The sequence below is a fragment of the Dactylosporangium salmoneum genome (assembly GCF_039532525.1).
Taxonomy (GTDB): domain Bacteria; phylum Actinomycetota; class Actinomycetes; order Mycobacteriales; family Micromonosporaceae; genus Dactylosporangium; species Dactylosporangium salmoneum.
The window spans coordinates 144,099-162,517 of the sequence record NZ_BAAARV010000021.1; the positions used below are offsets into that span (position 1 = coordinate 144,099).

Consider the following 18,419-nt stretch of genomic DNA (forward strand, 5'->3'; position numbering starts at 1 on the left):
TCAGTCGTTGACCGGGGCGATGCGAGCTCGCTTCGGCCGCAGATCGCCGAGACCGGCCTCCTCGCCGCCGGCGGCCTTCTTCCGGCGAGCCGGTGCAGCAACGGCGATCGGCTCGATGAGGTCCTCCATCGTGCAGTCGAGGATGTCCAGCAACGCCATCAAGATCTTGAGACTGAGCCGTTCGGGGCGCTCGACGACGAGCCGATAGACCTGGCTGGACGACAGGTCGATGCCGCGTTGTGCCAGCAGCGGGATCAAGTCAGTGGTGGAGAACATGCCCTTGGCCGCCATCACCTGCCGCAGATGCCACCGGTAGTCGAGTTTGCGTGTCATCGCCGCATCCTTCCCCGCTCAGCCAGTCCTGGTTCAAGCCGGGGTCAGCGCCTTGCGCAGCGCGGTGTTCATGAAGTCCCCGCTGACATGGGTGTAGACCGCCGTCGAGGTGTCGCAGCGATGGCCGACCTGCTCCTGGATGAACCGGCGATCGACGCCGTCCTCGGTCAGGTGGGTCACATAGGAGTGGCGCAGCGAGTGCGGCGACAGCTCTTTGGGCAGGCCAAGCGCATCACGGTAGGAAACGAATCCCTCAAATGAGGGGTCCTTCGTGGTGCGTGTCCACTCGTACGGGGGGCTGACGTGGATCATCGCTGGATCGGAAGCTTCCAAGGACACACCGATGTGGTCCGGTTCGGCGACCGAACCGGCGCCAGTCGGGCACGGCACAGCGTGAGCATGAGCGCTCGTTCGACGTGCCAGCCATCGAGGAATGGAGATTGCTATGCGCGACGACACGTCCACCTCAGGCGTTGCGCTTGAACCGGCGGCGCAGGAGTTCGCCCGGGCGACAGCCAACCCGCCCTACCTGTTCGACCTTGGGCCGATCGAAGGCCGGAAGGTCGTGGATGAGGTCCAGTCCGGCGACATCGAGCGGCCCGAGGTGGCCGTCGAAGACACGACCGTTCCGGGTGGACCGTCGGGTGAGGTGTCGGTGCGGGTCCTGCGCCCTGTCGGTGCCGACGGCAACCTGCCGGTCATCCTCTACACACATGGCGCCGGATGGGTCTTCGGCAACGCGCACACCCACGACCGTCTCATCCGTGAGCTCGCCGCAGGCACCGGCGCGGCGGTGGTGTTCGCCAACTACAGCCTGTCCCCGGAAGCTCGCTATCCCACGGCGATCAACGAGATCTACGCGGTCCTCGAGTGGATCGCACAGCATGGCACCGACAAGCGGCTGGACGGTTCGAGGATCGCGGTCGCCGGCGACTCCGTCGGCGGCAATATGAGCGCGGCGATCACGCTCATGGCCAAGCAGCTCCTAGGGCCGAAGCTGGCAGCCCAAGTGCTCTTCTACCCAGTCACCGACGCGGCATTCGACACCGACTCCTATCATCGGTTCGGCGAGGGCTACTTCCTGCGCCGTGACGCCATGCAATGGTTCTGGGATCAGTACACGACCGACGAGAGTCAGCGCAACGAGGTCACGGCGTCGCCGCTGCGGGCGTCCACCGACGATCTCGCCGGACTCCCCAAGGCGCTCGTGATCACCGCCGAGGCAGATGTGCTGCGCGACGAGGGCGAAGCCTATGGCCGCAAGCTTCGCGAAGCCGGCGTCGATGTCACGGCCGTCCGCTACGAGGGCATCATCCATGACTTCGTGATGCTCAACGCACTGCGGTCCACCAACGCCGCATCGGCGGCCATCGTGCAGGCCACCGAGTATCTCCGCGCTGCCCTTGCGTAGCCGGAGGCCCGGCCCACCGATCGCGCGGAACAGCCAATATCCGACCACAACGACGTTCAAGTCTCCGAGCCGGCCGGCGAGCTCCGGCACGGCTTGGGGCCGTCCGAGCGGGTCTGACGCGCTCCAGGCAGTCCTGGTCGACTTCCTCGGGCTTGCTATTCAGGCCAAACAGACCATGTGCGTCTTGGCTCGGCCGAGCGCGGGAGCAGAATGGAGACACGAAACATGAGCAGGAGCGACGTCACCTTCGACAGCGCCGGCATCAGACTCGCAGGACACCTGTATCTGCCCGGCACGCCCAGCGACAGCCCCCGCCCGGCCCTCGTGGTCAGCCACCCGGGCAGCGGTGTCAAGGAGCAGGCCGCCGGGCTCTACGCCCGCCTGCTCAGCGAACGCGGCTACGTGACGCTGGCCTTCGACGCGGCATTCCAGGGCGAGAGCGGAGGTGAACCGCACGGGCAGGAGGACCCGGCCCACCGCGTCGAGGACATCAAGGCTGCCGTCTCCTACCTCACCACCCGCGAGGAGGTCGACCCCGACCGCATCGGCGTCCTCGGGATCTGCGCGTCGGGAGGTTACGTCCTCACCGCCAGCGCCTCTGATCACCGGATCAAGGCCATCGCCACCGTCAGCGGGGTCGACATCGCGCGCCAGTTCCGCTTCGGGGCCGACGGTACGCAGGACCCCTCGGTCTTCCAGGCCATGCTCGACGCCGCCGCAACGGCCCGCAGCGCCCTTGCCCGCGGCGAGGACAGCCAGCAAACCTTCCCGATCTTCCCCCGAACCGAGGACGAGGCCCGAACCATGGGAGGCGCCCACGGCGCCGACGGCTTCAGCTACTACTGCAGCCCTCGGGCGTTCCACCCGCGCTCGGCCAAGTTCTTCACCTGGACCAGCGTCGACCGGATGGCCACCTTCGACGCCTTCTACGACATCCCCCTCATCGGCCAGCGGCCCACGCTGTTCATCGTCGGCCGCGAGGCCGTGACCGCATGGATGGCCGTCGAAGCTTTCCAGAGGATCACCGGGCCCAAGGAGATCATCTGGGTCGAGGGCGCCAGCCACGTCGACCTCTACGACAAGCCCGAATACGTCGACCCCGCCATCGAGAAGCTAACCGAGTTCTACGGCGCCCACCTCGGCGCCGAGAAGGCCGCCGCGGTCTGACCCGTCGCCCGGCGCTGCGATCAACCGCCGGGTTGATCGCGGCACTGGCGTGTTGGCGGACGCGAGGGCGCATGACCGCCACGTTCCCTACCCGCGCGTGTCTCATTGAGGTGTGTCGCCTTTACGCTCGTCGAGCGTCCGCTGTGGTCAGCGCGGGTCTCGATGTACGGCTGGTCTTGCGAGAATCTGGGTGACCGCGACGGTGGGCCAATCGTCGACGAAGCCGGATTCGTCCAGCGGCAGTACTCAGGAAACGATAGGGCGGGTGGATAATTGCCGGCTGGCAGTTATCCCCGCCTGCCGTCGGTACTCGGTGGGCGAATCCGCGACGCGAACTCGGTCCAGCGCGCCGAGGACGGCGGTCTCGACGAGTGGGAAGTGTTGTTCGAAGTACAGCTTGGATGTGAGGCCGCCGCGAGATGTCACGTCGACCTTGTCCAAGATCGCCTTCACGTGGTCACGGATGGTGTGCGGTGAAAGGCACAGATTCTTCGCGATCTCGTCTGTGCTCCTGCCTCGGGAGATCAACTGCGCGATTTGGATCTCCCGGCTGGTGAGGCCGTACGCGTTGGCGAGCAGGAGTGCCATTTCGGACGCCTTGGCGGGCTGAACCATGACGGCGACGTTGCCGGAGCCGGTCAGTGGCGACACCTGCGCTGTCAACCACAGACCGGATCTGGTCCGCAATCTGGCCCGGCGTGGCAGCCCGGCTCGTTGCTCGCCCGCGGCCAGGGCGAGGTTCAGCAGTTCGGGGTGGAGCAGAAGGCCGTCGTTATAGATGCGCCAGCCCGCGGCGACGTCCTCAAGCCAGGCCCGGGCCTCGGTGGTTGCATCGAGAACCTTTCCGTCTGCTCCCAGTACCAATATCCCCGGCATCCGATCGGGCATCGGCGTTGTCGGCTCGGTGAGCGCGGCCGCCCGGAGCACCTTGCCGGCCAGCGGCGCGACGCTTGATACAAACGTCCGTTCAGCGGCGCTGAACGGGCGACCTCCCGACTTGCGATTCAGCTGGAGGATCCCCCAGGTCCTTCCGCCGGCATGGAAAACGGCTCGAAGTTCGTCCTCGAGATCACAAATCCGGTTGAGCACCCGGAAGCGGGGGCTGCGTGACAGCCTCCCTCCAGTGGCCTCACGCAAATCGGCCACCGCACGGCCAGGTCCGAGGTCGACGAACTTGTTGTAATCCGGCACCTGCAGCTCATGCTCCCAGTAGGGATGGCACAGATCGCGAGAGAGGTTGTAGGCCATCCCGGCACCGAGGCACAGACCGCTGAGGGGGTCGGTCGCGGCCACGAAGAACGCCTCGACATGGACCACCTCCACCACCCGATGGACGATCTCCTCAACGACCGTCTGAGTTGGCAGCCCCTTGGCCGCGAGCATGCCGATGGCACGCAACGCGCGGTCCGTCAGCGGTGAGTGAGCCACAGACATCCACCCTGCCTCGCTAGGTACGCGGTTTGTATCTGAGCTACCGGGGGTTGGCGGGTCGAGCCGCGCCGCGGCGGGCAGTCGGCGCCGTCGCGGTCACCGGGCCGTCCCCTGGCGCCTACGACGCCCGCAGCCGCACGAGTCGCGGTGGTGGAACTCCGTCGGTACCGTCACAGCCTGCGGTGGGCGGTCCGGGGCCTCGATCCGGGCCAGCAGGAGATCCACCGCAGTCGCAGCGAGCGCGTCCACGTCCTGGGCCATCGCCGTGATCTGCGGGTCGCACAGGTCGGCCCACTCGAAGTCGTCGTAGCAGACCAACGCGATGTCGCGAGGCACCTTCAGCTGGCGGTGCCGGATGGCTCGCATGGTGCCCAGCGTCATCTGGTTGTTGGACACGACCAGCGCGGTGGTCGGTTCGTCCGCAGTCGCCAGGTGCGCCACGACCCGCTGCTCGGCAATGCGCTCGTCGGACTCGCCGGCAATGACCAGCCGCGGGTCGTCGTCCAGGCCCAGTTCGGCGACGGCCTTGCGATAGCCTTCGAGCCGGTCATGCGCGGACATGGTGGTCAGGTTGCCCTGCACGAAGCCGATGCGCCGGTGCCCCTGCGTGGCCAGGTGCGCCGTCAGTTGGTAGGTCGAGTCCACACACTCGGAGTAGACCTGGTCGCCGGGTAGCGTTGACCGCCGGTCCAGCAGCAACAGCGGAAACCCGTCATCCAGCAGCCCGCGCAGGCAGCCAACGAGTTCGGCATTGCCCTCGAGCGGGTTCACGATCAGCCCGCTGGCCCGGCGCGCCAGCAGGTGGTTGATGACGTCCACCTCGACCACGGGGTCGTCGTTGGTGTCGGCCAGGACTATCGTGTACCCGGCGCGCCTCAGTAGCCGGTCGATGCATCGGAACAGTTCGGCGAAGTACGGGTTGGTGGCCACAGACATGGCCACACCAATCGTGTCGGTCGATTGAGTGGCCAGAGCTCGCGCTGCGAGGTTATGCCGGTACCCGGTCCGGGCAACCGTCTGCCGGACCAGTTCCTCGGTCTCGGGCGCGACCCTCCGCGTCTTGTTCAGTACGTGCGACACGGTCGTCGTCGACACCCCCGCGAGCCTGGCCACCTCCGCCATCGTCGTCACTGGCAACCCTTACCCCTTTGTCCGGCCCGGTGGAAGCCGCCGCGGCATCACGGCCACGCGCGAGGGCCTCAGCTCGGAAGCTATCCCCCGGGCAAGCGCTTGCGCGAGAGCCCTGCGCCGCCAGAGATCTGCTCGTCCTGCGCATCGGCCAGGAACTGGCCACCGCACGCGCTCAGCCGGCCCGTGTTCTTGGGCACACCACGGTCATCGTGCCGTCAGCGACGGCGTGGGCCTGCCAGATCGTGTTCACTCCGTCGACCTCGCCATGCACGGTGAGCCCGTTGGCCGACCCGCGACATCAGCCCTCACCTGAAGCGCGGTCTTCGTGCGGATAGATGCAGAGCGTGGCTTGGCGGACGCGCTCACTGAGCACGAGGGCACTGCTTTCCGCGTAGCGGCGGCGATAGCCGTCATCGACCGCTTCTGCCATGTCGTCATCGGCCTGGGCAAGACGAACGGCGAAGGTCTCCTGCCTCACTGTAATCCTTCCCGCGCGATGGCGGACCGCCGCTCGAAACCATTGCGAGCCCCTGCCGCCGAAGGCTCGGACGTACACCCTGCCGTTGACGACGACCATCCCTACGTCCACCGTCAGGTCGGAACCGTCGTCCACGGCGAGCGTGAGATGGTCGGCCGCTTCGAAGAATTCCTGCTGCGCCCGTGTCCACTCGCTGCTTTCGTTCACCGGCTCACCGTGCACTGTGCTGCTCGGGTCGGTACGCCTCGCCCGGCTCCTGCCAGGCGGTGAGGATGCGCAGCGCGTCGGCGGATGGTGTTCCGGGCTCCGCGGTGAGGACCATCAGGCGTTGACCAGACCCGTCCGGGCTGTTCCAGGTGTCGCAGTCGAGGGCGAGCTCGCCGACGAGCGGGTGCCGATAGTGCTTGACACCCTGATATCTGCCCGAAAGCTGCTGCTGGGCCCACCAGGCGCGGAAGTCATCGTCTCGCAGCGAGAGCTCCCCCACCAGTTCTGCGAGTGCGGAATCATGGAGGTCGCCGGCTGCTTCCAGCCGCACCGCGCCGACCGCCGTACGCGCGTCATGCTCCCACTCCCGGTGCAGGGCGCGGAAGCCGGGATGGAGGAACATCAACCGCAGATAGTTCCGCTCCTTGACTGGGAGCGCGCCGAAGTCGAGGTACAGCGCGGCCGCCGCATCGTTCCAGCCGACGATGTTCAGTCGCCTGGCGAGCACGATCGCCGGCGTCCCTTCGAGCCGGTCCAGCAGCCGCCGGATCGCCGGCCGAGGCGCCTCGCGCACGCTGCGCCGCCGTGTTTGCCCGTCCGCCCGGCCCGCCAGTTCGTAGACATACCGCTGGGCGTCGTCATCGAGCCGAAGCGCCCGCACGAGGCTCGCGAGCACCGTGGCGGACGCCCGCACACGTCCTTGCTCAAGACGGGTGTAGTACTCGATGCTGATGTTCGCCAGTTGCGCCGCCTCAGTGCGCCGAAGCCCAGTCACGCGCCGGTGACCAGGGCCGGACGGCAGCCCCACCTCCTCAGGAGTCAGCCCCTGCCGTCGCGCGCGTAGGAAGGCCCCCAGCGCCCCAGGATCCACCGAACTGCTCATGCCCCCATTGTCCTCGCGCGGGCTCGGCGGAGGGTGGCCCAGATCTTTACCCCTCAAAGAGTCGACGATTTTCCCGGCTGCGTATCGCTACGAGAGTGGTGCTCGAGCCCAGACGGCTCTGGCCGCGGACAGAGCGACGGCATTGCGAACAGGAGAACACTCATGGACCCGACACCCGTCAGCTACGACAGCGCCGGCATCACGCTTGCCGGCCATCTCTACACTCCAGCATCCGACGGCAGTGCCTTACTCCCGGCGCTGGTCGTCGGACACCCTGGCAGTGGTGTCAAGGAGCAGGCCGCGGGCCTCTACGCGCGGTTGCTGGCCGAGGAAGGCTTCGTGACGCTCGCGTACGACTCCGCCTTCCAGGGCGAGTCCAGCGGCCAGCCGAGAGACCTCGAAGACCCGGCACACCGCATCGAGGACATGAAGGCGGGCGTCTCGTTCCTGTCGACACACAAACGCGTCGACCCGGACCGCATCGGCATCCTCGGCATCTGCGCATCGGGCGGGTACTCGCTCGTAACCGCGGCCACCGATCACCGCATCCGAGCCGTCGCCACGGTCAGCGGTGTCGACATCGCCCGCCACTTCCGCCTCGGCCCTGACGGCACGGCCGACCCGGCCGCGTACCAGTCGCTGCTGGACCGGGCGGCCGCCGCACGCACCGAGCGGGCATACGGCGGGAAGCCGGAGAGCATGCGGCTGTTCCCCGACACGATTGAGCAGGCCCGCGCGCACGGCGGCGAATACGGAGCCGAGGGCTTCGAGTACTACTGCACGCCGCGCGGGCAGCATCCGCGCTCCGCAAAGGTGCTCGACTGGACGAGCATCGACAAGCTGGCCACGTTCGACGCCTACTCGCCCATCCCGATGATCGGACAACGTCCAGCAATGATCATCGCCGGACGGCGGGCCGTCACCTCGTGGATGAGCGTCGCAGCGTTCCAGCATCTTGTCGGTCCGAAGGCGTTCCACTGGATCGACGGCGCCAGCCACAACGACCTCTACGACAAGCCCGAGTACGTCGGGCCAGCCGTCGAACTGCTCACCGGCTTCTACCGGGAGAACCTCGCAAGCCGCTGAGGCCCGTTATCGTCCCTATGACCGGGGACTGGTCGGTCGCCCGGTCTAGTGTGAGTTACTGCCCCTGTAGGCATGGTCCGAACAGCCCACACGCAGATCGAGCCGATCATCGCTGAACACCCATCACATAATTCGTGCCAGAACCAGCATGACGTGTCCGCCGGCGGCCGGGAACCCGTCATCGCCGATGAGGCCGGTCAGCTCGCAGATCTCGGCGCCGTCGCGGGGTTCGACTCACGACGACCTTCGGACGTGTTCCGGTAGCCTTCACCCTGCCGGCGCCTCTCGTCGGGATGGACGAGGCCCTCAGCAAGTCCTATCGTCCCAGTTTGGAAGGCACCCGTCTCTCACCTACCCATCATGTGGGCAGCCCTCAATGAAGGGCCAAGGCTAGCCTGACGGCGGCCCAGGCGAGGCAGGCGAGCAGTCCCCACCCGCCGAGTGCCGAGCCGGTCAGCAATGCCCAGAACCAGACGGGCAACCGGTCTTCGCCCCCCGCGAACCAGGACAAGCGCACAGCACGCGCCCACGATGTTGCCGTGGGAGCTGCGGCCTCGACGGACGTCGGTAGTCGGGTCGACGCGACACGGTCGGCGACCAGGTCATGGCCCGGCAGGTCGACCATCATGACTCCTTCCGGCGGACCAATGAAATCGACGTCAAACCTCCACGTCCGGCTGCCTTCGCGGAGTCGGAAGCGCCGCAGATCGGCGGGACGGTTCCCCTGCCCCAGGCCGACCATTGCCAGGGCTGGCGGTAGGCAGTGACGGTATGTTGATCGTGGACTGTGCATGCGTTCACCACGCGGGAGGCGAACTTCATCACCAAGCGGGCGTGGCCGACTGCGCACCACCCTGCGGCCCTGCCCGCGAGGTTGGGGAGTAAACGTTCGGCCAGGGTGGCTCCTCTCGACGCGCCAGCGACACCGAGATGACGCGTTACCCCATCGCCTGGTCGATTCGCACAAGGCCTCGAGGTCGCGCGTACAGGCAAAGGCCACGGCGTGGTTGCGGTCGCGGAAGACGGCCGGAGTATGCACAGCGGTGCCGCGCAGGCCCAGAGCTGGTAGAGCAGGGCGCGGCGTGCGAGGCACCGCGGCAGGCCCGCCGCGTCGGGTAGCCGGCCCCGCCAGCGGTGGGCCGAACCTGGCCGCCACGGCGTTGCAGCGCACCGCCCATAGTGGCGATGGTGACCGCTGACCGGTTGAGGACGTCGGCCCGGGCAGTCTGCCGGTACGGGGTGTGACCACGTCCTGTCGGATGAGTGATTCGGGGGGTCGATGTCCGTAACGTCGGCGGGATGACATCGGGTGATGTGCTGCAGGTCGCGGTGGCCGCGCATCCGACGCGGCGGGGTGTGGTCCAGGTCCGTGTCGCCGGCGAGCTCGACGCGGCAGCGTGCCCGCAACTGCGGGCGGCGCTGGCCGCTGCGGCTGCCGCGGACCCAAGCCTGCTGGAACTGGATCTAGGCGGGGTGACGTTCTGCTCAGGCACTGCGGTTGCCGAGCTGTGCGCCGCCGAGCGCCGCCTCGCGATCGTAGGCGGCGGTGTCGTCGTGGCGGCCGCCAGCCGGCCGGTCCGGCGGCTGCTCGACCTCCTCGGACTGGGCCGGCTGCTCCACCCGGGCAGCGCGCGACCCGCGGTCTAAGGGGCCGAGAAGCCGACGAACGCCCAGCGGGTCGCCGCGGCCGGCGCCGGCATCGTCGTCGACGACCCCGCCCAGGCCGGTGTGGCGGTCCGCGGCGTGCTCGCCGACCCGTCGTATCGGATCGGCGCGGAACACGTCGGCGAGCAGATCCGCCGCGCCCCGGACGCCGACCGGGTCTGGTCCGCGGTGTGTGACCGGCTCTGAGCCCAGGCGTTCAATGTCCTGACCTACCTTGCGAGGCGCTGGTCAGTGCCTTGGTCATCCGCAACCTTCAACCTGACGGACATCAGATGTCCTGTCCGCGCGAACTTGTCGGTGTCCGCGGGCGAACTCTGAGCCGGTACTGGCGTTGCCGGCACGCGGGCGAGCAGAACCGCCGTGGACGACCGGGTCCGGGCAGTACCGTCCAGGTGACCGTGCAGTCCGCTGCGGCGCACTGGCGGACCTCGGCGGGTCGTATGTCCAGTTCCGCGCAGAGCGCCCGTACGTATGCAGATTCGTGGTACGCGGCAGGCCCAATACGGAAACTGGCACGGATCTCTTCGGTGGCAAACTCCACCTCTACGACTTTCAGGTGGAGTCGCTTGTGAGCCGCGGAGATACGCCGCGGGATACGGTGGGCTTGCGGGCTCAGGCGTGCCCCGCGGTAATGGTGCGCTGGGGTACGCCATGCTGCGCGGGGGACGAGACGGGCGACGGCGCGATCCGAGCACCCGATGACGGATGCGGCCACGATGATCAACTGGTCGTTCTGCGGCAGACTGGCCAGGACGTGCCCGACTGGGTCATGACGTAGGTCCGGGATGTTCATACTCTCCCTCCATCACGTATCTGGACGGATGTGATCGTGCCGGGTCGGCGGGAACCGTGCTTGAGCTAATTGGGCAGTTTCGTCACGGGTGAGCCGCCCTGCCAGGGACACGAATCCGTCTGCCCCGGCACATTGGTGTCGGCTCGGTGCCGGGAATCCGCAAGGTAGGTCCGGATACCCGGTTCCGCCAGCGTTCGGACCTACCTTGCGAGTAGCCGGTCAGCGCCTTGACCATCCGAAACCTTGAGCTGGGCGCGACACAGATGGTTGATCCGCCGCCGGTCTCCGCCAGACAGCGCGCCGGAACTGCCCAGTTCTCGTCTGTCCGGCCCTGCCGTGATCGACCGCGTCCGACGGCACCCCGCCTCACTTCAGCACACGCGACTCCACCACAGATCGCCGCGCCAGCTCAGCATCACGCTTTCCATCGGCGCTGATCTCTCAACCGCCCCTCGTCCCTCCAGAAACCCGCCGCCCAGGCGCCGCAGCGGCTCTATGCCATCTCGCCAACCGCACCGCTCACCGGGAGCGCCAATTGCCCAGTACCGCACCATCGCCAGCCACCGACACCCCCGTTGCCACGGCACGTCCGAACTTATGCCGGGCTCGCCGCACCCCCCGGCCGGCGCCAAGCCAACCGGCCATCGTCCAGGCCTTTTGCCACGACCACGCGCGCGAACGCGCACTCCGGCAACCGAACGGGTGTGACGGCATGAACGTCACCGACCCGGCCGCGATGCGAGAGCGGTTCGACGCGGCGCTGCGCACCGGCCCGGCCCGGATCGACCGGGTCTTGACCACCAGTGACCGTGACCCGGGCCAGGTCGCTGTGATCGGCGAGGACCGGACCGTGTTCTGGTTCCTGTACCGGCCCGAGACCGCGCGGGCGTACCTGTTCGCGGTCCAGGAACCCGGACAGGACGCGGAGATGCCGACCGGTGCCGGCTGCGGCGACGACGGGTTCCGGCTCGCCGGTGACCATCCGCACCTCGTCTTCGAGTTGATCGCCCTGTCTCACCGCGATCTGACCATCGTCCGCGGCCACCCGTCCGCGTGGATCGGCGTCGGCATGCCCTAACCGGATCCCAACCCCCCGAGCCCACAGCGGCTGTGCCCGGACCCTGCTCGACCGGGCACAGCCGCCCATGGCCCGCACCACCATCCCTCCAGCACCGTCGAGGAGCCCCAGCATGTCCCCACTCCCGCCAATCTCCCGGCCACCCCACCACGCCGCGCACCCGGCCCACATTCCGCAGGCGCCCGCCGGACAGGTCACCCACCTGCCGACCAGGGTCCTCACTGCGGCCGACGAAGCGCGCATCCGGGTGCGCGGCCACTGACCGCAAGCAAGCAGCGTCGCGGCGGCAGGGAGAAACCGCCATACACGACGGGACGGCGCGATGTCAGCGGCGACCTGCGCGCTCGCCACCGCAACCGCGAGCGGAATGGGGCACCCCTAAGGGTCCCGCGGTCACCAGCACAGCCGACCGCCCGCCGGCCGCACGACCGGGTCCACCGCCCCGCCATCCACGGCATCGGCTAACGCCGCAGCCCGCGCGCGGCTGACCAAATCCGCCTGAGCCTCATCCCCGCGGCCGGCCGCCCGTCAGGGCGGCCCGCGCAAACCCTTTGCAACCATTCCTAAAGTTCCTGCCATACGCCCGGCCTGTCTCTGCGCTCCTGGCGGCCAAGTCCGCCGCATGGGTCAAGCGTCTGCAACTTGCGGCCGAGCGCGGCGCTCGCGGTGATCGCCCAGATGGTGCGGGCTGTGGACAACCGTCCGCCGGGGTCGATTGCGGGCGCGCAGAGGCCAACCGTTGTCCGCTCGCGTCGCGCCGCCACGGCCGTGCCGCGGGAGCGCCTGCAGGCAGGTCACGGACGGTGTCGGCAAACATTTTCTGGAGCTGATCGTTCGGTCTCGGACCCGAACGACAAGAAACCCGCTGACCAGCCGACATGAATTCCAGAAAATTCATGAGTGACGCTATGTGAACCCACCTTCCATCACTGAGCGTGGATGCCTACGCTTGCGCCATCCCGTTACTCCATGTGGTGCTAGAACTGCGAGGCGTACATGCAACGTCGACATCCCCCCATCAGGAGCCGGCGGCGGTGGCTGCTGTCCGGCGCGGCCGTGCTCCTCGTCGCCGGCCTGCTGACGGCAATCTCGTCCAGTCCGGCCATGGCCGGCCCGGTCAACGCCGTCACTGGCACTGCAACCGCCGCGAGGGTGCCGATCGGCGTCGCCGCGGCCGTGGTGCCGGCGAACGCGGGCCGTGCGGACGTGGCGAACGCCGCCCCGACCGGCTGCCCGCGCAACTACTTCTGCTTCTGGAACCAGGCCGGCTACACCGGCCGGATGGGCAAGCTGCAGGACTGCGGTCTGCAGGACCTGGCCACCTGGAGCTGGCAGTACCAGGTGGTGTCCGCGTACTACAACCTCGACAGCGGCTCCGTCGAGTTCCGCTACGGCCCCTCCTACGGGCTGTTCCGGGTCGGCACGGCGAGCCGGGGCCTCCCCGACGCGGGCGCCTACGCCGGTTGGGCCACCCACGTGTACCGCTACTGCTACCAGTAATCGACACAGGTCCAGGACCGACGACGGCGCCGAGCCGACCCCGACGCCGTCGCGCCGTCCGCAGCGCTCCCGCGGTGCCGGTGGGCCGGGCGGCTGGCTTGCCTCACCCGTGGCTGACTGTGTGTTCCTGGCCCAGGTACAGCGTGCGGGTCTGCAACCGTTCCCGCGCCGGCCCGCCGCGGGTTTCGACGACCTCGTAGCTGAGCAGGGACCCCACGCCGGTCGGGCCGGTGTCCCCCGTGCGGGGCAGCGCGCCGAGGGCGAACACGAGCGTCTCCCGGAAGCCGGTGTTGGGATCGACGGCGCTCACGGCGATCCCGGGCCGGTTCCGCGCGTCGGAGGCGTCGACGTCGTAGCGAAGGCCGGGCCGGCTGGCCAGGACGCACAGACCGGCGGCGCGCTGCGCCGGCGTCAGCCAGAAGCCGTCGTTGACCGCGGCCCAGGAGCGCAGCCACCGCACCGCCGTCCCGGCCGGCTCGCGGCGCAGGTGGTCGAGCTGCCCGCGCAGGACGGCGCAGTCGGTCGACGGCGGGTCCGGCAGTGGGCCGTGACAGGCCGGGTCGGCCGGGTACGTGGACGTGGGTTTGCCCGGCTCGGATCTGGTGACCAGGCGGAAGCCGATATTCTCGGCATCGCACCAGGTCTGCTCCTCGGTGGCGGTCCGCGTCGCGTCCGACGGCGTCGCGCCCGCTGGCCACGACTCGACCAGCCGCCAGCGATAGCGGTACTGACCCGCCGGGGTCGGGTCGAGATCGGTCGAGGCCCTGGCCGCGTCGGCCAGCTCGAGGAGGCGCTGCGGGCCCTTCCCGTCGGGCTCACGGGTGTCGTCCAGCGATGCAGGGCCCGAGGCGGCGACCGTGGCCGCCGGGTCGTGATGCTGGCCCCAGGCGACCGGCCAGAGGCCAGCCCATGCCCCGGCGACGAGGGCGAGCACCAGCAGCACGGCCGCGCCGACCGCCAGCTGGGCGGGTGGTGACCACCACCGTCGGCGGGCCCGCGCCGGCGGCACAGGAGCCAGGCGCGGAGACGGTTGCGGTTGCGGTTGCGGCGATTCCGGCTCGGGTTCGGCTGCCGCGGCAGGCCCCTCACCGGTCGGGTCCGGCGTGTTCGCGAGCGGGGCGATGTCCGGCTGTCCGGCCGGCGTCGTCGCGGCCGGCTCGGGCGGCGGGGCATCGCTGGGCGACGCTGCGGCCCGTCGGCCGAGAACTACGTCCAGCTCGTTCCGCCAGGCGACGACCTCGTCGTGGCCACCGCCGTAGCCGGCCACGACGCGGGCCAGCATCGTCGGCGTCAGCGTCCGCGTCCGGTCGACAAGCTCGGCGGTCACGTCGTCGGCCGACGGTGGCGGTCCGACCCGCAGATGGTCGACGACACTCGATCTGTACTCCACCGTGGCACGCTTGGCGACGTCGGCGAAGGCGATGCCGAGGGCGTCGCCCATCACAATCGCCCCGTCCAGCAGCTCCGATGGGCTCCGGAACTGGCTGTCCTTCGGCGGTAGGCGCCGGGCCAGCTCCGCGTCCGCCTTGTCGCGAAGGGCGCGCAGCCGCGGCAGCTCCTCCGGATGATCGGCGAACAGCGCCACCAGGTCGTCATCGGAAATGAACCGTGCTCCGGCCATGATCTGGGTGCTGTATTTGCCGAGCAGTGATCCGGGAATGCGGAGCCGTTTCATCGTCTTGCGGAGATCGTCGAGGAACGGCACGGTCGGGCTGCACTCGTGCGGCTCGCCGAACGGACGGCCTGGCCCGCGGCTGGCCGCTACCATCGACTGCTCCCGCTCCATCGGCAGCGTGCAGCGTGCCCTGGGCGGCGGCGCCGCGGCTGCGCGACGCACGCCCGGACCGGGCCGTTGGCGTGGTCGAGCCCACGCCGTCTGGGATTGGCGCTGTATTCGTAGGTCGGCACCGTTGCCTTCCGGATTCACGGCCGTTGGTACGAGGGGTTGGTGACGCTCCGCTGGAGGCCAGGCGGAGCGTCCCCGTTGGGATTCAGCGTTGTGCGCTGGTCAACAAGGCCCTGATATGGCACATCGCGGTTCGCAGCCATCGACGTGCCGGGCCTGAGACCGTCGCACATGTTTCCATCTGTGTTGGTCCGGCGCTAGCCCAAACGACACATAGCCGAAAGATCGCAAGCATGAACAGCGCGCATGAAAGCCATTCATGCGCCTGCCAGGGCGCGGATCGGCGCCATCGATCAGCGTCGTGAGCTGCATTGATGGCACCCATTCGGGTATGGGTGGACCAGCCGGTGTCTGCTACGGGTGGGCATCCACCGCCTGGCCGGTTCAGTGCCCCCGGTACGGGGCTATGACAGTGCCTGAACGTGGGGTAGGGTCCACGGCACTGGTGACGCTGCCGTCACTTGAGACTCCCGGTCCGACCTCACGGCCAACGTAGGGATTCAGCGGGCGCGGGAACGGGGGTCTTCTGTCGCAGCGGAAGACCCCCACCTCCGCCCACGCCGACCGGCCGGCCGCGCCCGGGCCGGTGCGACCCGAACGGCGAGCGTCGCCAACGCCGCACACGCCACAACAGCGCTCTGCAGCGACAACAACCCCCAGCCCAGCACCGCGAGGGTGAACCCGAGCAGCAGCGCGAGCGCCACCACCGCCGGCCAGCGACCGCCCGTACGAGTGCCGGGCCGTCGTGCACTACTCACCAATATCCTCCCAACCTCGGCCACCTGTGGCCGGACGGCGGCAGGCCACAGGAACCATCGAACGGGTACAGATGCAAATTGCATCCGCCCGGCCGCCGTCCCGCGTGATATTGGACGCTTTCGAACACGTTGGCAAGGGACGGGAAAGGCTGCTCAGCGAAGACAACTAGAAGCTTTTTCTGCGGTCAGACAAACCCTCCGACGGCGTGTGGACTGGCCAGAAAACTCTGCCAAGAAATTCTTCCCGCTGGTCGGGGCCAGGACTGGCCGGTCGAGTGCCACCGCCCGCCACCACGGTCACGCTGCGTATTCTCTACCGCTGATGCGCCTTGCGGAAAACCGCAGTGTTCGACGGTCACGAGTTGTCGCTGCACGTCATTGCATGAGTTCCGCACATGCTGTCCGCCGACATCGAACAAGCCGCTTTCGTGATTCGGAAAAAGCGGCAATCCACAACAACAGCGCCGAACGGCCAGCATCCGTTGCCGAACCGAGATCACCCCCACCATCGCGGGCCTCAGGCGCGTACCGCAGACGCGACCTCCAGCCGGTAACCGCACCGCGGTCTCGGGACGCTCACGGTCCAGGCCTGTCAACGGCCTCTCGTCCTCGGCATCGACAAGACCGGGTACGCGATCGCGGCGTCCTCGGACCTGCTGCTCCAACGTCAGCATGCCGACCACCCCACTGAGCTGGCGCAGCTGGCCGGTGCACGGCTCGTCGTGTGCTCCGAGCTCGACGAGGGGCGGCGCTTCGCCGAAGCCCGAGTCAAACTGCTTACCAGCCCCGACATCATCCCCGCGCGGTTCATGCACGGGAACTGGTTCTCGTTCCGGCCCTCTCACTCCCTGTTCCTGCTCGGCAATCACCGCCCTGCGGCCAGCGCCGGCGGGCCTGCGTTCTGGCGGCGCCTGCGGCTGGTGCCGTTCTCCCAGTCGGTGCCAGAGGACCGGCAAGACCCGCACCTGCCCGAGCGGTTGCAGGAGGAAGCACCGGCCGTCCTGGCGTGGGTCGTGCAGGGCGCGGTCGCGTACCTGCGTGAAGGGATCGGCGAGCCGGACGCGGTCCGGGCCGCGACCGCCGCCTACGCCAGAGAGCAGGACAACGTTGCAGGGTTCGTCGCCGACCGCTGCGCACTGGCCGTGGACCAACCCGCCGTGCACGTGGCCACCGGCACGCTGCGCAACGCGTATGAGCTGTGGTGCGCCGAGAACGACGAGACGCCGGTGACGGCGAAAGTGCTCACGCAGCGTTTACAACGGCTCGGGGTGACAGCAGGCCGCGGTACCAGAGGCGTACGGCGGTACCAAGGAATCAAGCTCCACGTCACCGACCTGCGCCACGATTCCGGCCACAGCAACGCGCAACGGATGTTCTGAAGCGGATCTCGGCCGCACTGCTCGGATGCCCTGCTGGCTCACCCTATGCAACGTTCGGCCGAACGAGATCAGCATGGTGTGCACCTCGGCTACAGCGCGATGATGTCGGTTCCAGGCTCGCTACTGCCGCCGGTGCAGCGGCGCCGTTCGCCAACGGTTCATGAGGGCGATCGCGGATCCTCGGTGCTCCGGTCACGGTCCACCGTCGCGGAGCCGGGCAGGGTCGATGGTGATGCCGACTGGGCGGTGGTCAGTCAGGACGCCAACCTGCGCGGCGGGGACGACCCAGTGCCGGCGGACCGCCGCGGCCGGGACGTGGTGGGTGGCGTACCAGCGGTCCAGCCGCCGGGGTGGATGCTCGTCGCTGGGGTGGTGCCCGGTCGTCCGGTGTCCACGGCTGGCCGGTGAGGACGGCGCAGTCATGCATCCGGCCGAGGTGCTCGGCCTCCAGGCGGTGGGCGGCACGCCGGTCGGCCACGCCGTCGGCGTCGAGCTGGTAGACGTGCTGGGGATGCCACGCCAGCCCGGCGTACGGGTCGGGGTCGAAGTACGCCTCGGCCCCGGGTGCCGCTGGGTCGGCGACTTTGACGGCGGAGAGGTTGTTGAAGTCGCCGCCGAGGAACCCGGGAAGGGTATCGGCGTGTATGGCGCGCAGGATCTGGCTGGTGTCCCGGATCGCCCAGGTCTGGTCGAACGGCGGCAGGTGGACGCTGCCGACCCGGGCCAGGACACCGTTGCCGAGGTCGAACACGGCAGTGACCATCGAGTGCCACATGCCCGCGTCCCGGCCGAACCGCTGTACCCGGCCCGGCAGCGCGGCGACGGTGTCGTCGTTCCACAGCAGCCCGACGTGGTGCACGCCGCCACCGACACCGAGCAGCAGGTTGTCGGTGCGGTCCCCGGTGTCGCAGCGGCGGCCGACCGCCTCGGCGAGGCGCCGTAACCGGACCTGCGCACCGACCTGCTGCGCCGCCTCGGCGTGGCGCAGCAACCGGGCCGCCGCAGCTGCCCGCTGCACCCGGCGGGGCGTGGGTGCCGGTCGGGGCACCCGCAGCTCCTGCACCGCGATGATGTCCGCGTCGAGCTCCCGCAGCAGCGCCTCCACTCCCTCGTACCGGCGCTGCTGCTCGTCGGTGTCGTCGCCGTACAAGTCCAACGCGTTGATCGTGACCAGGGTCGGCATCGGTAGTCCTCCTGTTGCTCTGCCGGTTGG

18 protein-coding genes are annotated in these 18,419 nt (G+C 68.7%); 9 read left to right on the forward strand and 9 right to left on the reverse strand.

Features of this window, described 5'->3' with window-relative positions; all coding sequences use genetic code 11:
* Entirely contained in the window at positions 1 to 333 is a 333-nt protein-coding gene (locus ABD352_RS12870) for a helix-turn-helix domain-containing protein (RefSeq protein WP_344612529.1), read from the reverse strand.
* Between the two features lie 33 nt (positions 334 to 366).
* Entirely contained in the window at positions 367 to 645 is a 279-nt protein-coding gene (locus ABD352_RS12875) for a tyrosine-type recombinase/integrase (protein ID WP_344612530.1), read from the reverse strand.
* A 133-nt stretch (positions 646 to 778) separates the two neighbouring features.
* On the opposite strand from ABD352_RS12875, the gene ABD352_RS12880 reads away from it, so the two are divergent.
* The gene (locus tag ABD352_RS12880; RefSeq protein WP_344612531.1) at positions 779 to 1,744 is read left to right on the forward strand and encodes an alpha/beta hydrolase; all 966 of its coding nucleotides are present in this window, start codon (positions 779 to 781) and stop codon (positions 1,742 to 1,744) included.
* A gap of 225 nt (positions 1,745 to 1,969) precedes the next feature.
* On the forward strand, positions 1,970 to 2,911 hold the full coding sequence (locus tag ABD352_RS12885) for an alpha/beta hydrolase (RefSeq protein ID WP_344612532.1): 942 nt from the start codon (positions 1,970 to 1,972) through the stop codon (positions 2,909 to 2,911).
* Between the two features lie 246 nt (positions 2,912 to 3,157).
* On the opposite strand, the gene ABD352_RS12890 is transcribed toward ABD352_RS12885, so the two are convergent.
* The 4 genes from ABD352_RS12890 to ABD352_RS12905 form a co-directional block, all read right to left on the reverse strand.
* On the reverse strand, positions 3,158 to 4,345 hold the full coding sequence (locus tag ABD352_RS12890) for a LuxR C-terminal-related transcriptional regulator (protein WP_344612533.1): 1,188 nt from the start codon (positions 4,343 to 4,345) through the stop codon (positions 3,158 to 3,160).
* 93 nt (positions 4,346 to 4,438) lie between these two features.
* Positions 4,439 to 5,464 (reverse strand): LacI family DNA-binding transcriptional regulator, encoded by a 1,026-nt coding sequence (locus tag ABD352_RS12895; RefSeq protein WP_344612591.1) that lies wholly within the window; start codon positions 5,462 to 5,464, stop codon positions 4,439 to 4,441.
* Positions 5,465 to 5,771: 307 nt separating this feature from the next.
* Positions 5,772 to 6,158 carry a DUF2255 family protein gene (locus tag ABD352_RS12900; RefSeq protein ID WP_344612534.1) on the reverse strand — a complete coding sequence of 129 codons (387 nt, stop codon included), beginning with the start codon at positions 6,156 to 6,158 and terminating at the stop codon, positions 5,772 to 5,774.
* A 4-nt stretch (positions 6,159 to 6,162) separates the two neighbouring features.
* Entirely contained in the window at positions 6,163 to 7,041 is an 879-nt protein-coding gene (locus ABD352_RS12905) for a helix-turn-helix domain-containing protein (RefSeq protein WP_344612535.1), read from the reverse strand.
* 33 nt (positions 7,042 to 7,074) lie between these two features.
* Here ABD352_RS12905 and ABD352_RS12910 point away from each other — a divergent pair, with 33 nt between their 5' ends.
* Positions 7,075 to 8,127 carry an alpha/beta hydrolase gene (locus ABD352_RS12910; RefSeq protein ID WP_344612536.1) on the forward strand — a complete coding sequence of 351 codons (1,053 nt, stop codon included), beginning with the start codon at positions 7,075 to 7,077 and terminating at the stop codon, positions 8,125 to 8,127.
* 373 nt (positions 8,128 to 8,500) lie between these two features.
* Here ABD352_RS12910 and ABD352_RS12915 read toward each other — a convergent pair whose 3' ends face one another.
* A complete protein-coding gene (locus ABD352_RS12915; RefSeq protein WP_344612537.1) occupies positions 8,501 to 8,755 on the reverse strand; it encodes a hypothetical protein in 255 nt (84 codons plus the stop codon).
* A 671-nt stretch (positions 8,756 to 9,426) separates the two neighbouring features.
* On the opposite strand from ABD352_RS12915, the gene ABD352_RS57630 reads away from it, so the two are divergent.
* The 5 genes from ABD352_RS57630 to ABD352_RS12935 all read left to right on the forward strand — a co-directional run bounded on the left by ABD352_RS57630 (position 9,427) and on the right by ABD352_RS12935 (position 13,163).
* A complete protein-coding gene (locus ABD352_RS57630) occupies positions 9,427 to 9,774 on the forward strand; it encodes an STAS domain-containing protein (RefSeq protein ID WP_425553531.1) in 348 nt (115 codons plus the stop codon).
* Between the two features lie 81 nt (positions 9,775 to 9,855).
* Positions 9,856 to 9,978, forward strand: coding sequence for a hypothetical protein (locus ABD352_RS57635; protein ID WP_425553532.1), 123 nt, complete (start codon positions 9,856 to 9,858; stop codon positions 9,976 to 9,978).
* Positions 9,979 to 11,297: 1,319 nt separating this feature from the next.
* Positions 11,298 to 11,663, forward strand: coding sequence for a hypothetical protein (locus ABD352_RS12925; protein ID WP_344612539.1), 366 nt, complete (start codon positions 11,298 to 11,300; stop codon positions 11,661 to 11,663).
* Positions 11,664 to 11,775: 112 nt separating this feature from the next.
* Complete coding sequence (locus ABD352_RS12930; protein WP_344612540.1) at positions 11,776 to 11,925, forward strand: hypothetical protein; 150 nt, start codon at positions 11,776 to 11,778, stop codon at positions 11,923 to 11,925.
* A gap of 734 nt (positions 11,926 to 12,659) precedes the next feature.
* Positions 12,660 to 13,163, forward strand: coding sequence for a peptidase inhibitor family I36 protein (locus tag ABD352_RS12935; RefSeq protein WP_344612541.1), 504 nt, complete (start codon positions 12,660 to 12,662; stop codon positions 13,161 to 13,163).
* Between the two features lie 103 nt (positions 13,164 to 13,266).
* Here the strand turns inward: ABD352_RS12935 and ABD352_RS12940 are convergent, their stop codons facing one another.
* Positions 13,267 to 14,931: a hypothetical protein gene (locus ABD352_RS12940; protein WP_344612542.1), complete on the reverse strand. Its 1,665-nt coding sequence runs from the start codon at positions 14,929 to 14,931 to the stop codon at positions 13,267 to 13,269.
* 1,531 nt (positions 14,932 to 16,462) lie between these two features.
* Here ABD352_RS12940 and ABD352_RS12945 point away from each other — a divergent pair.
* Positions 16,463 to 17,206 carry a DNA primase family protein gene (locus ABD352_RS12945; RefSeq protein ID WP_344612592.1) on the forward strand — a complete coding sequence of 248 codons (744 nt, stop codon included), beginning with the start codon at positions 16,463 to 16,465 and terminating at the stop codon, positions 17,204 to 17,206.
* 250 nt (positions 17,207 to 17,456) lie between these two features.
* Here ABD352_RS12945 and ABD352_RS12950 read toward each other — a convergent pair whose 3' ends face one another.
* The gene (locus tag ABD352_RS12950) at positions 17,457 to 18,389 is read right to left on the reverse strand and encodes an endonuclease/exonuclease/phosphatase family protein (protein ID WP_344612543.1); all 933 of its coding nucleotides are present in this window, start codon (positions 18,387 to 18,389) and stop codon (positions 17,457 to 17,459) included.
* Positions 18,390 to 18,419 lie beyond the last annotated feature (30 nt).

Excerpts from the sequence above, each read along its gene's own strand:
- ABD352_RS12870 (WP_344612529.1), bottom strand. The coding sequence starts at position 333 with ATGACACGCAAACTCGACTACCGGTGGCATCTGCGGCAGGTGATGGCG.
- ABD352_RS12875 (WP_344612530.1), bottom strand. The coding sequence starts at position 645 with ATGATCCACGTCAGCCCCCCGTACGAGTGGACACGCACCACGAAGGAC.
- ABD352_RS12880 (WP_344612531.1), top strand. The coding sequence starts at position 779 with ATGCGCGACGACACGTCCACCTCAGGCGTTGCGCTTGAACCGGCGGCG.
- ABD352_RS12885 (WP_344612532.1), top strand. The coding sequence starts at position 1,970 with ATGAGCAGGAGCGACGTCACCTTCGACAGCGCCGGCATCAGACTCGCA.
- ABD352_RS12890 (WP_344612533.1), bottom strand. The coding sequence starts at position 4,345 with ATGTCTGTGGCTCACTCACCGCTGACGGACCGCGCGTTGCGTGCCATC.
- ABD352_RS12895 (WP_344612591.1), bottom strand. The coding sequence starts at position 5,464 with ATGGCGGAGGTGGCCAGGCTCGCGGGGGTGTCGACGACGACCGTGTCG.
- ABD352_RS12905 (WP_344612535.1), bottom strand. The coding sequence starts at position 7,041 with ATGAGCAGTTCGGTGGATCCTGGGGCGCTGGGGGCCTTCCTACGCGCG.
- ABD352_RS12915 (WP_344612537.1), bottom strand. The coding sequence starts at position 8,755 with ATGATGGTCGACCTGCCGGGCCATGACCTGGTCGCCGACCGTGTCGCG.
- ABD352_RS57630 (WP_425553531.1), top strand. The coding sequence starts at position 9,427 with ATGACATCGGGTGATGTGCTGCAGGTCGCGGTGGCCGCGCATCCGACG.
- ABD352_RS12925 (WP_344612539.1), top strand. The coding sequence starts at position 11,298 with ATGAACGTCACCGACCCGGCCGCGATGCGAGAGCGGTTCGACGCGGCG.
- ABD352_RS12930 (WP_344612540.1), top strand. The coding sequence starts at position 11,776 with ATGTCCCCACTCCCGCCAATCTCCCGGCCACCCCACCACGCCGCGCAC.
- ABD352_RS12935 (WP_344612541.1), top strand. The coding sequence starts at position 12,660 with ATGCAACGTCGACATCCCCCCATCAGGAGCCGGCGGCGGTGGCTGCTG.
- ABD352_RS12940 (WP_344612542.1), bottom strand. The coding sequence starts at position 14,931 with ATGGTAGCGGCCAGCCGCGGGCCAGGCCGTCCGTTCGGCGAGCCGCAC.
- ABD352_RS12950 (WP_344612543.1), bottom strand. The coding sequence starts at position 18,389 with ATGCCGACCCTGGTCACGATCAACGCGTTGGACTTGTACGGCGACGAC.